Below are 12,362 nucleotides of genomic sequence, written 5' to 3'. Positions count from 1 at the left end.
TGTAGGAATTAATAGTTAAAATCACTATCTAACAGTAAACTAGCTTAAAAATAAAAAGCAGGATTGTCCAATATGGGCAATCCTGCTTTTTTTGTAGACTATTTTTTCTTGATTTTTAGCGCTTATTTAGTCTTATTTATCACCTATTTTTTTAATTCATATTAAAAATGGTGACCATCATTATGAACCTGGCACCATACGGCGTATTTGCGCTATTAACCAACGCCATGGCTGAATTGGGATTAGACTTGATTTGGTCGCTGCTTGGTTATATGACGGTGTTGGTCGGCGCGCTCGCATTCCACTTTTTTGTTACTATGATGATTGTCCTCAAGCTGTTCTCAGGATTGTCCATCAAGACCTCTTTGGTCAAAATTCGCGAAGTACAAATCTTTGCCTTTAGTACTGCAAGCTCGAACGCTACTATTCCCATTACTTTACGTACGGTAACCAAGCGCATGGGGGTCGATAACTCAGTAGCCTCATTTACCATTCCTTTTGGCGCTACCATCAATATGGATGGTGGCGCTATCTTGCAAGGGACGGCGACTATTTTTATTGCCAATATTTATGGGGTAGACTTAAGCATCACCGAATATCTAACGGTTATTTTGATGTCAGTATTGGCCTCTATCGGTACGGCAGGTGTGCCAGGTGTCGGCTTGATTATGCTGGCGATGGTGTTTACCCAAGTAGGCTTACCAATCGAAGGTATTGGCCTTATCTTGGGTGTCGATCGTATCTTAGATATGTTGCGTACCGCAGTGAACGTTAGTGTCGATGTGGCGGTTACCGCTATTGTGGCAAAATCTGAAGGTAAAATGGATTTGGCTATCTATAACGATCCTAATGCTGGCTCAAAAGACATACTCGACGGTCATATTGATGAAAATAGCGAACGTGACTTCTCTGAAGTCTTTAGTGACGGTATTGTGGGGAGTGAATACGATGACATTAAACGTCATTAATCATTAACGCTAAATGAGTACTTATTAAGCAATTAAAAAGTTATCTCAAATATTATTTTTAGTATTTTAACCAAAAACGTATTTAGTCACCATCGCTAGGCATACCAATACAATCATCGGACGAATCAGCTTGCTACCGCCTCTGACCACCATGTGTGAGCCAAAATAGGCTCCTATGGTCTGCCCGACCATCATGGCCAAACCTACTTTCCACAAGACATTACCGCCTAATATAAAGAATATTAGCGAGCCAATATTGGTAGACAAGTTCAATACCTTTGCTGCACCAGTCGCTTCAATGATTTGTCGGCCGCGCAACGCCACATTACCTAGCGCAAAAAACATCCCTGTTCCTGGACCCATATAACCATCGTAAAAGCCAATTAACGGCGCCGCAATCTTTTGCCACACGCCTTCACTAATACGTGGCTCAGCTTCGACTTCACCAAGTTTAGGCGCAAATAAAGTATAAATACCGATAGCGGCTATCAAAAACGGAATCAGTTTTTCTAAAATATCTGGTGGCGAGAGTTGCACGGCGATCGAGCCGATAATTGAGCCGATAAAAGCAGCGATAATGGCCACTTTAATTCGCTGAGGCTTGATAACGCCCTTTCTGATCATCGTAATAGACGCGGCTAGCGCCCCTGATGCTGCCTGTAGCTTATTAGTACCCAAAGTCAACACCGGTGGAATATTGGCCAGCAACATCGCTGGAATGGTCAATAAACCACCGCCACCGGCAATAGCATCGATAAATCCGGCGAGCGCTGCCACCGCAGTGAGCATCAATATAATCTCTAAAGAGAGCGTTACGTCCATGAAACTGACCTTGTCAAAAAATTGTGATAAAAAAGGCACGAGCCTTAAAGAATAAAGCTAAGAATGGCGCTTTTGATAAAGGGATGACGGCGTGCTAGTAATATGATTACCCCGTTATAATAGCGTTATAGGTAGTAAGACCTATTAGGAATGTCATTGGATTAGGCTAAGAGCGACATATTATAAAGTTAAAATTATAATAAAAGCCAAAAACGTCACAAAGTCTGCTAGATTTATGAGGTGGCTATAAAAGAAAGACTGTAAATAGCGACATGGCACACGACCCTACGCTTGTTTAACGCATTTTATTGTTTATGATGATGGAATCATGAGAGACTGAGGCCAATTATCAGCAACGTGGTCAAACGCTAGCTGTTACTTACTTGAGCTTACGATATATTTAACCAATGAGGATGACATGGCAATAAGAAGAATAAAGGCATTTTTTGACCTCGAGGCGTCAGGCGGCATTGTCCTAGCGATGGCAGCTATCGCGGCAATGATTATTGCTAATACCCCCCTCAACACCTGGTATGAATCGTTTATCCATGCACCAGTCGCCATCCAGTTGGGTAGTTTTGCGATTGCAAAAGACGCCCATCATTGGATTAATGATGGTTTGATGGCGATTTTCTTTTTCTTAGTCGGACTTGAGCTCAAGCGTGAAGTGCTCATCGGTGAGTTGTCTAACCTCAAGCAGATTATCTTACCAGCTGGGGCAGCATTGGGCGGCATGATTATGCCCGCTATCGTTTATATGGCTTTTAACTATCACGAGCCTGACTTTTGGAAAGGCTGGGCGATTCCCACAGCGACCGACATTGCCTTTGCACTGGGCATTTTAAGCTTACTGGGTAACCGCGTACCGAACTCGTTAAAAGTGTTTTTGGTATCCATTGCTATCTTTGATGATATTGGCGCAATTTTAATTATTGCCTTATTTTATACCAGTGATTTATCTTTGGGTTCGCTCGCCATTGCTGGTTTATGTCTGCCATTTCTATATATACTCAACCGCCGTAACGTTACTAGCATCACGCCGTATTTGCTTATCGGCATCATTATGTGGATTGCGGTGCTCAAGTCCGGCATTCATGCCACTTTAGCGGGCGTCGTATTGGCTTTATTTATCCCGTTGTTTGACAAAACAGACCCAGAACATTCGCCATTAGAAGAGCTTGAGCATGACTTACAAAATACAGTTTCCTATGGAATTTTACCGCTGTTTGCCTTTGCCAACGCTGGTATTTCACTAAAAGGTGCCGGTGTCGCTGAGCTGTTCCATTCTGTGCCACTCGGCATTGCCGCGGGTCTATTTCTTGGTAAGCAAATAGGCGTGATGTTTATGTGCTGGCTGATATTTAAACTCGGTATTTCAACCATGCCCAAAGGTATGAATTTTAAGCAAATCTACGGTGCTGCCTTGTTATGCGGTGTGGGCTTTACCATGAGCTTATTCATCGGCGGCCTCGCATTTGGTGGCGCTACTCCACTGTTTGATGAGCGTTTAGGTATCATTATGGGTTCAATCGTTTCTGGTATTGCTGGTTATATCATGCTTAAAGTGACGTTAAAAGACAGCGTTAATAGAACGTCAGTCGACTTAACTCGTGCGCCTTAATAATTGGCCAAACGGATGAACAATAACACTATGATAATGTCTAACCATGAGGATGCTTGATGGCTATGGATAATAACAATACTGCTAATGTTAATGTTGCAGCGCATCGCGCCCATGCCCAACAACAGCAAGTACCAGCTTATCAGCGTCACGGGCGCACTACTGACATCAGTGACCATAGTGATTTGCAAGTTTTAAGGCGCATTAAGCGTTACCTATTGCCGAAAGACTTCGCCATCTCGCAAGACTTGTTAACTGAAATGGTCAACGGTTATGATGTTAGTGATCCGCTTGCCGACCAGCTAGCGGCTGATGATGTGCGCTTTGGCCGCCCTTTGCAGCAGTCAATAATGAATAATGGCTTACTGGGTACAGACAGCACAGATATCAGTACGGGCATAAGCGCTGAAGCCAGTAACCACCCAGCATTCATTGCCATGCAGGCTCAGTTTAGCAGTCATCCGGATTGGTTCGATCCTAAGCTTGCACAAATTGGCGCGGTTGCTTATCGCCGTTATCCCTTAATGCTCATTTGGCTACTGCGTAATGTCGCGCTAATGGCCGGCTATAGTATTCCAGCGCTATCATTACCTCTGATCCAAACCGGTGCGCTGATGCACGATGCACTACCGCGCTTGATGCGTACTTATGCTTATATTTTAGCCGTATCTGAGCATCCACAACTAGAGGCCAGCGCGCTCAATCAGCGTACTCCTATTTCCAAAGTATTAGATATTGGCTCTGAGGGTTGGAAGCAATCCATCAAGGTACGCCAAATCCATACGTTAGTGCGCCAAAACTTGCTTAAGGGTAAGTTGACCGCAGCCGATGGGGTGATAGTAGATAGCGCGCAACATCATCATGCCGATGGCAGTTGGAATACAGACTATTGGGGCGTGCCGATTAATCAGACCGATATGGTCGCCACCCATTTGCAGTTTTCATTACTCATTATGCGCGGGCTGCGACTGCTAGGCGCACGTATCAGTAGCGAGGAAGCCGAAGGTATCCTGCATTTATGGAATCTTGCCAGCTATTGGATGGGCGTCGATTTACAGCGTTTGCCAAAAGATGAGACTGCCTGCTGGGAGTGGCTCTATACTTATTTATCCATTCAGCAGCTTGATTTTAAGATGGGACGACCGCTGGCTAAAGCCTTACATGATTTACCACGTCAGCTTATGGGTGAAGACAATCGCCGTGGGCGCTTCGTTGAGATGGTCAACGCCAGCGTCACCCGCACCTTAGTCGGTGATGATATCAGTGATGGTTTAGAGCTACCCAAGTCTAAAATCCGCTTTGGAGTATTGTCCTCTGTTCCGATTCTATTTGCCCTCGATACCGCACGCCAGCATAATAGCAACGTTGCTGATAAGCTGGAGCAATTTCGAGCCAAACGCCAAGATAATATGAACTGGTGGCTGAAGAAAAACGATGACTATTATAAATAGTGCTTATTAACATGTGCGACTATTATAAGTAGTAAACGGAATACTATAGAGGATGAAAAAAAGTTAGAAATCCTTATAATAAAAGTCATAAAAATGGTTTGTTATATTTATTATCAACGCTCCAAGTTTTGCACCTGCGCGTTTTGGATATGATAGTACCAATCAAGCTGCCGATCAAAGCCGGTCTCAAGTAAGCTGGCAATCACTTTTCCCGTTAGACCCCAAACCGTTTCGCCGTCAATTTGCCAGCTGGGCGTTAATAAAGTCGCAGTCTGTGCTTGCATACTATAATTCACCTTATATTCTACCGTCGGTTGCGTAATAAGGGTCTCAAAGTCCGCCCAAAAAATACGTGATATTTCTCCTAGCTCAGGTACTAATATCAAATCTGGCGCAATCAAAGCCACAATTGGGCGCACACTCATGCCACTTTTTGAGGTCTGGCTGGGCAACTGGCCGAGTAGCTGCACCTTGTTTGGGGGTAGTGCAATCTCCTCATAGGCTTCACGTAAAGCGGTGACCACATTATTACCATCGCTATTTTCATATTTACCGCCAGCACAGGATACTTCACCCGCGTGGCTGGTTAAATGTATGGAACGGCGAGTTAATAGTAATTTAGGGCGCGGCTCATGAGTAATCGCTACCAATACCGAAGCATCCGCAATCGGAGTCTGATAGAGCTTATCTAAGATACGCGTACTTTGGGCGATAACATCGGCTGCATTGATAGCATCAAACTGAGTTAGAGATTGTGCAACGCTGCCCAGTAGCTCACCCTGCATCCGTTCTGCCAGCTGCCTGAGAACGGGCTGACGAATATAAGCCGGCAAGGCGACTGCCAATTCATCAAAACCTGCAAAATGCTGCGGTATTGCCATTATAATGTCCGTCCTATATTTTCGTCAGATCTATGTTTAATCAATTATATATTTTAATCAGCACTCGACATTACTACAACCAGCTATCGGTAGAGAAAGCTAGCAATAGCAAAAACTATTAGTACAAAAAACTATCAACACAAAAAAACAGTTATCGTGAATCGAATATTCAGTCCTGTCATTATTATATTATTTAAAAAACCATAATTTAAAAATCAATATTTAGGAATCAATAGTGAATAAGATTTTTTCATTGAATAAAATGCAAGGCAAAATTGATGTCTGCCCCGAAAGACTCCCACTATTAATTATTGCCATCGCTTGGGTTGGCGGCACGCTAGCCACGGCTGGGCTAGCACTAATCGGTAATTGGCAAAATGTTGCGATGATTTTAGGCTCGTTTGGGGCTAGTTGCCTGCTTATTTTTGCCTATCCAGAAAGTCCGTTTGCGCAACCGAGAAACATCGTTGGCGGACATCTCATTACCACTTTTATCGGTTTATTATTCATGACGCTATTCGGCATTGAATGGTGGAGCATGTCATTAGCCGTCGGCACCTCTATTGCGCTCATGTTGCTTTTTCGGGTACCGCATCCGCCTGCAGGCTCTAACCCATTAATCGTTATGCTAGGCGGCGTGCCATGGAGTTTTTTAATCACTCCGACACTAATAGGTGCGGTTGCCTTGGTCGTCGTAGCCTTAATTTACAACAACATCGGCAGAGGTAGGCATTATCCTAGATACTGGTGATTAGATAGTAATCATTAGGTACTTATAGTTAGGCATTTATAATCAAATATTAAAGGTTCAATACAGAAAGATAGGTACTGAAAGTTAAGTAAAAACCAAGCTTTCACTTTAGCCTAGCGCAATCTGCTTTAAGCTGTATGCTCTTTATGTAACTGCTGGTTATTGTTGAATACCAATTATTACTACTTAAGGGTTATTATTTCATAGTGATTTTATATTGAAATGACGCTCAGGCTAGCATTTTTCAATGCTGATAATGGATAGTTTGTTACCTGCAAATGATGGGTTCCTGTTATCACCACTCAGCGCTCGGTAAATTTGTGCTATCTTAAGATAATGGCTAACCATTAGAATGCTTTTTTGCTTATGGTCATAAAATTTTGCTTATCGTTATAACACAACAATAAATAGCACCCTAATACCTTCATAACTACTTTATACCTTCCTTTCATTAATATAAGGCAGTTCATATGCAATATTGTCTACAATGCGGTCACGAAGCTGAACGCAAAATCCCCGCCACTGATAATATGCCACGATTGGTGTGCCCAAATTGCAATTATATCCATTACGAAAACCCAAAAGTAATCTGCGGCTCTTTAGTAGTGCATAAAGGCAGAGTGCTCTTGTGCCGCCGAGCGATTGAGCCGCAGTATGGCTTATGGACTGTGCCCGCAGGCTTTATGGAAAATGGTGAGACTATTGCTGAAGGCGCGGCACGCGAAAGCTTTGAAGAAGCAGAAGCTGTCGTTACCAATCCGCATCTATATTGCATCTATGACATCCCAGATATCAGCCAAATTTATGTGATTTATCTGACAGATCTCAAAGACGGTGCTTATGGTATTGGCTCTGAGAGCTTAGATTCTGCCTTGTTTGCTGAAGAAGATATTCCTTGGGATAATATTGCCTTTGAAGCAGTACGCCGTACACTAACAAGCTATTTTGCAGATCGCAAGCTGTTTGATAGTCATGATAAATTCCCAATCCATCAAGACTATATCGGTAAAGATCAGAGTATTAAACGTTATTGAAGGTATCCCACGTTATTAATAGTGAAGTTATATTCTCTTAAAGCGGTTTATTATCGTACTTGTGATAAAGTTTTAGCTTTCAATGATATCCAGTTAATTTTTTAACATAGGCTATATCTTTTTGCTTTACTGTAAATTGATTACGCATGTGATGCGCTGGATAGACTTCTAATAACACAATAATATTTTATCTATTTGTAACTTTAAGAGACTTTCAATGCTTAATTCCCTCAAACGCTCATTTATTTTACTACCGCTAACCTTAGCTATTGGGCTGACAGGTATGAGTGCTCACGCTGACAATGCCCCTTTAACGGTTAAAGAATCTGATCCACAAGTGATGGGTTGGATGCAAGGCTTTCCGCCACCCGATGATAAGCTGATATCTCAACCGTCATCTAACTTTTTTAGCTTCCCAAAACTGCGCTGGTCGGTATGCCATATGCGAGCGCTACTGCCCACCACTGAGATCAGTCGTGGTATCGGTGCGCCATCAAGCCTCGATTATAATCTCGATAAAAACATCGATGCTATTACCTTTACACCGACCAATAGTAAGCAAAAAATGACCTGGCGGCAATCGCTAGATGCCAATTATACCGACGGTATTATGGTCATGCATCATGGCAAAGTTGTCTATGAGCGCCAGAACGGTTGTTTAAATGAGCTGGGTAATCACGCAGCGATGTCTATGACCAAATCATTAACGGGTCTGCTAGCTGAAACTTTAGTAACTGAAGGCAAATTGGACGATAGTGCTCTGGTTGGCACAATTATTCCTGAGCTAAAAGACAGCGGCTTTGGCGATGCAACCGTCCGCCAAGTGATGGATATGACTACCGCGCTAGATTATAGCGAAGAGTATGACGACCCAGATTCTGATATCTGGAAGTATGCCAAAGCCTCTAATCCGTTGCCAAAAGCGGATGATTATACTGGGCCAGATGGTTATTTTGAATATTTGCAAACAGTGAAGAAAAAAGGTACACACGGTGCAGAATTTAACTATCGCACTATTAATAGTGATGCCATCGGCTGGGTTATCTCACGTACCACCGGTAAATCGGTTGATGAGTTACTCTCAGAGCGCATTTGGCAAAAAATGGGCGCAGAACAAAGCGCGTATATGACGGTCGATAGCAAGGGTACGCCTTTCGCTGGTGGCGGTGTTAGTGCTGGTTTGCACGATATGGCGCGTATTGGTGATTTGATGCTTAATAAGGGCGAGATTAATGGCAAGCGCTTATTCCCAGCCACCGTCGTTGATCATATTCAAGCAGGCGACATTAAAGATATATTTGCAAAATCAGGTTATGACGAGCTGAAAAATGGCGATTACAAAAGCTTCTGGTGGTTGTTTGATAACCCAACGCCGGTCTATGCAGCGCGCGGCGTCCATGGTCAGACTGTCTATGTTGATCCAGTAGCCGATATGGTCATTGTCCGCTTTGCCTCGCATCCTGAATCCGCCAATCCTAAGATTGACCCAACCTCACTTCCTGCCTATAGCGCAGTGGCAAATTATTTAATTCGAAAGTGAGGGTTCAACAGCTAATATTCAGAAGTGAGTATTCAGAAACAACTCTTAATTAAAAGTAATAGCCGTTAATTAAGAGCATCAATGACTAAGCATTAGATATAAAAAAGCCAAGCATGACGCTTGGCTTTTTTTATGAGTATCAATTATCAATTGTGCTTGAACTCTTAACTTTTCACTTTACACACCGTAAAGCCTAGATTTTTAACCGCATCTTCCTTGTCATAAGGAGCCAGTACCGCGCGCACATGTGACTGACCTTGCAAGTACTGCTTAGCAACTCGCTGTAAGTCCGCAATAGTGACCGCTAAGATTGCCGCGCGCATTTTACGTTGCCATGCTGCACCGCGATGATGCAAGTTAGCAAAGCAAGCCTTGATAGCCTCACCAGCTGGAGAGCCAGGTTTATCCATACCTGAAATAATACCTAAGATAGCTTCTTCTAACTGCTCATCCGTTTGCGGCTTATTTAATAGCCATTCAATACTGGCATCAAAGTGTGCAAACGTCTCTGCGCAGTACGGATCACGGTAACTAAAGAACTTAAAGGCACAAGCATTGGCATCATAGCCCGCACCGCCGCCATATGCACCACCGCGCTCACGAATCGCACTATGTAAATAGCCATTACGTAGATAAGGCGCTAATACCATTAATGGTGCAGTGTCAGGATGGTCAGCTGCTGGCACCGTATAAGCACTAGCATTATGATAAACATTGGTCGCAACCAACCATGCTAAGTCTTCTACCTCAACCGTCGCACCACTTTCTATGGCTTTAGCAGTATTTTCTTCACCATTTAATGCTGGGTTTAACGTTAAATCTGCAAATTCATTAGGAATACTGCCGTCGATATCAATATTTTTGGCGGCCAATTCTGGCGCACGGCTATCTTGCCAGCTATTAACAATCAAATCACTCAAGCGCTCGGTTTGTTCCGCTTCACAGATAATGACCGCGTGCTTAGGTAAGCTAATTAAGCGTTGATGTAAGTCCATCAAACTGGTTGCCAATTGATCCCAAAGCGCATCATCGGTGCTGGCATGCGTTAAGAAGTCTTTGAGCGCATTGAGAGCTGGCAGACCACTACGTACATATTCTAACTGCGACTGGCGACTCATACCGCGACTGGCGGTTTGCATCGCATAAGCATGCCCTGCACTCGCAAGATTCGACTGCCATCCTGACTGACGCTGCTGCAAGATTTCTTTGATACGTGCATGCTCAGTAAAGGCGCTATGCTCCATCACTTCTTTGACCAAGTCAATGGCCTCTACCTTACGGTTAAGCGCTCGCGTTGCCACTACAAAGTAGCTGCTAATCGCTTGGCTATTATCAATATTAGTACGTTGACTAATACGGGCTGTTACCCCTGATGAATGCGCCGCTTGCTTGGCTTGCATCTCATAGGCATCTGCTGTATCCGTACCTAGTTCTGACAATAAGCTTAAATAGATAGGTAGTAATGGATGATTAATCACTTCATTCGCTGGTAGCTGATCGCTGTTTACCTGACCAATTGCATCCGTCAAAGGCACGATTACTTGGTAATAATATAAGCCGTTGGTGCCCGTTTCATATTCAAATAGCGTGCTTTCTTTGCCGCTTAATGTAACCTGTTTTTGCGTGCCTTGTTTAAAGCTGATATCAGTAGGGATATCTTCTAAGCCAACTTTTGGTAATAAACTCAAGTCATCAGGAGCGGCTTGGCGCGCTGCCAAATCTAGCGCTTGCTTATGCAAAATATCTTTATCATCAGCGGTTAGATCCATCGCGATAGTATCGAGACGTACTTGTTCAGCCGCTGCAATACGCGCTGATTTTTCGCTATCAGGCGTTAGGGTCACGCGTACACGGTGGTTATTATCTAGCAGATGATGTTTGATTAAACTGGGCAACCATTGCTCGTCTTTCACCTGTTCGCGCAGCCAAGCTAAGTGCTCATCAACTTCCCAGATATCAATGGGGTTGCCGTCATGAATCGCAGTGCTAAAGCCCTCTAACATTAAATTGAGACCGTAAGGAATACTATCGCCACCGATATGGCGTTGGTCGATTTCAATTTGATGCAGAATTGTCTCAATAGTTTCTTCAGCAATTGGTTGGCTGGCAACTTTAGCGAGCAAATCCATAATGCCTTGTTCTACCGCTTCAGCATGCTCAGGCTCTGAGCCACGTAGACCGGTATAAAACACCATCTCATAATGACTGTCATCCAATCCTAATAATGGACTTGGCGCTTTACCCAGTGGATGGCTATCGAGATAGGCACGCAATGGCGAGCCCGCATGCTCAATCAATACGCCCTCTAACAGGCGCAGCGCCAAACGCTGCTTCGGATCAGTAATCGTCGGTAATAACCACGCAATCACATGGTGAGTTTGGTCTGGACCGGCTTCATCAGCGGTATATGTATCGGTGGCGCTAATTGGCGCGGCAAGGCGAACCTCAGGGCGTGAGACGTGTTTTTTGCCAGTCTCAAACTGTATGAGCGCATCATTATGAATTTTTGCTTGAGTCTCAGCTACCGGAATATTACCAAAGCTCATAATCACACTGTTTGAGGGATGATAATGACTTTGATGAAAAGCGACTAGCTCAGTATGAGTTAAATCTGGAATGTCAGCGGGATCACCGCCAGAATTGTAATGATAAGTCGTGGTCGGAAATAAATGATAGGCGACCGCATGATACAGCTGATCAATCTCACCACTCATCGCACCTTTCATTTCATTAAAGACGATACCTTTAAAATGCGGCTTATCATCAGCGTCCAATTCAACTCGAATGCCTTCTTGAGCAAAATCAAGCGGATCAATATTAGGAAAGAACGATGCGTCGAGATAAACCGCTAATAAGTTAAAGTAGTCATTTTTATTTTGAGTCGCATACGGAAACGCTGTCCAATCAGCAGCGGTCATCGCATTCATAAAGGTATTCAGTGAGCGCTTAATCATTGAAAAGAACGGATCACGTACAGGAAACTTCTCAGAGCCGCATAATGCTACGTGCTCTAAAATATGCGCTTCTCCTTTTGAATCCATAGGCTGAGTGCGAAAACCCACCAAAAAGGCATTTTCGTCACTAGGATGCGCCAAATGATAATGCATCGCACCGGTTTTGACATGCTGACTGATGAGCACATCCATTGATAGCGCTTCAATAAAGCGATGTTCAAGCAGCTCAAATGCTGGATGCAGGGTTAAATCAGCGGTAAACGGGGTGTCAGTCATAGTTATCCTTATAATCCACCCTTAATATCAGAGTGAACAACAGTTAAATAGTGAAAATTAAAAT

9 protein-coding genes are annotated in these 12,362 nt (G+C 43.6%); 6 read left to right on the top strand and 3 right to left on the bottom strand.

Annotated elements, in window-relative coordinates; all coding sequences use genetic code 11:
- The first annotated feature begins 167 nt into the window (after positions 1-167).
- A complete protein-coding gene (locus JMY06_RS03555; RefSeq protein WP_265087864.1) occupies positions 168-968 on the top strand; it encodes a dicarboxylate/amino acid:cation symporter in 801 nt (266 codons plus the stop codon).
- A gap of 66 nt (positions 969-1,034) precedes the next feature.
- On the opposite strand, the gene JMY06_RS03550 is transcribed toward JMY06_RS03555, so the two are convergent.
- The gene (locus JMY06_RS03550) at positions 1,035-1,790 is read right to left on the bottom strand and encodes a TSUP family transporter (protein WP_201616252.1); all 756 of its coding nucleotides are present in this window, start codon (positions 1,788-1,790) and stop codon (positions 1,035-1,037) included.
- 418 nt (positions 1,791-2,208) lie between these two features.
- On the opposite strand from JMY06_RS03550, the gene nhaA reads away from it, so the two are divergent.
- Positions 2,209-3,411 carry a Na+/H+ antiporter NhaA gene (gene nhaA / locus JMY06_RS03545; protein WP_201616250.1) on the top strand — a complete coding sequence of 401 codons (1,203 nt, stop codon included), beginning with the start codon at positions 2,209-2,211 and terminating at the stop codon, positions 3,409-3,411.
- Positions 3,412-3,476: 65 nt separating this feature from the next.
- Positions 3,477-4,862 (top strand): oxygenase MpaB family protein, encoded by a 1,386-nt coding sequence (locus tag JMY06_RS03540; RefSeq protein WP_201616353.1) that lies wholly within the window; start codon positions 3,477-3,479, stop codon positions 4,860-4,862.
- A gap of 113 nt (positions 4,863-4,975) precedes the next feature.
- Here JMY06_RS03540 and JMY06_RS03535 read toward each other — a convergent pair whose 3' ends face one another.
- Positions 4,976-5,743 (bottom strand): NUDIX hydrolase, encoded by a 768-nt coding sequence (locus JMY06_RS03535; RefSeq protein ID WP_201527274.1) that lies wholly within the window; start codon positions 5,741-5,743, stop codon positions 4,976-4,978.
- Positions 5,744-5,978: 235 nt separating this feature from the next.
- Between JMY06_RS03535 and JMY06_RS03530 the strand changes: the two genes are divergently transcribed.
- The 3 genes from JMY06_RS03530 to JMY06_RS03520 all read left to right on the top strand — a co-directional run bounded on the left by JMY06_RS03530 (position 5,979) and on the right by JMY06_RS03520 (position 9,068).
- Positions 5,979-6,494 (top strand): HPP family protein, encoded by a 516-nt coding sequence (locus JMY06_RS03530; RefSeq protein WP_227672143.1) that lies wholly within the window; start codon positions 5,979-5,981, stop codon positions 6,492-6,494.
- Between the two features lie 470 nt (positions 6,495-6,964).
- Positions 6,965-7,528: an NUDIX hydrolase gene (locus JMY06_RS03525; RefSeq protein ID WP_201616248.1), complete on the top strand. Its 564-nt coding sequence runs from the start codon at positions 6,965-6,967 to the stop codon at positions 7,526-7,528.
- 217 nt (positions 7,529-7,745) lie between these two features.
- Complete coding sequence (locus tag JMY06_RS03520; protein ID WP_201616246.1) at positions 7,746-9,068, top strand: serine hydrolase domain-containing protein; 1,323 nt, start codon at positions 7,746-7,748, stop codon at positions 9,066-9,068.
- A 164-nt stretch (positions 9,069-9,232) separates the two neighbouring features.
- Here JMY06_RS03520 and JMY06_RS03515 read toward each other — a convergent pair whose 3' ends face one another.
- Positions 9,233-12,298 (bottom strand): insulinase family protein, encoded by a 3,066-nt coding sequence (locus tag JMY06_RS03515; protein ID WP_201616243.1) that lies wholly within the window; start codon positions 12,296-12,298, stop codon positions 9,233-9,235.
- Between the last annotated feature and the right edge of the window lie 64 nt (positions 12,299-12,362).

The organism is Psychrobacter urativorans (assembly GCF_904846675.1).
In the GTDB taxonomy this organism is placed as follows: Bacteria; Pseudomonadota; Gammaproteobacteria; order Pseudomonadales; family Moraxellaceae; genus Psychrobacter; species Psychrobacter urativorans_B.
The sequence above is the reverse complement of the archived record's forward strand: the minus strand, read 5'-3'. Positions and strand labels throughout refer to the sequence as shown.

Coding starts and splice junctions, on each gene's coding strand:
- JMY06_RS03555 (WP_265087864.1), top strand. CDS start 168: ATGGTGACCATCATTATGAACCTGGCACCATACGGCGTATTTGCGCTA.
- JMY06_RS03515 (WP_201616243.1), bottom strand. CDS start 12,298: ATGACTGACACCCCGTTTACCGCTGATTTAACCCTGCATCCAGCATTT.
- JMY06_RS03550 (WP_201616252.1), bottom strand. CDS start 1,790: ATGGACGTAACGCTCTCTTTAGAGATTATATTGATGCTCACTGCGGTG.
- JMY06_RS03525 (WP_201616248.1), top strand. CDS start 6,965: ATGCAATATTGTCTACAATGCGGTCACGAAGCTGAACGCAAAATCCCC.
- nhaA (WP_201616250.1), top strand. CDS start 2,209: ATGGCAATAAGAAGAATAAAGGCATTTTTTGACCTCGAGGCGTCAGGC.
- JMY06_RS03540 (WP_201616353.1), top strand. CDS start 3,477: ATGGATAATAACAATACTGCTAATGTTAATGTTGCAGCGCATCGCGCC.
- JMY06_RS03535 (WP_201527274.1), bottom strand. CDS start 5,743: ATGGCAATACCGCAGCATTTTGCAGGTTTTGATGAATTGGCAGTCGCC.
- JMY06_RS03520 (WP_201616246.1), top strand. CDS start 7,746: ATGCTTAATTCCCTCAAACGCTCATTTATTTTACTACCGCTAACCTTA.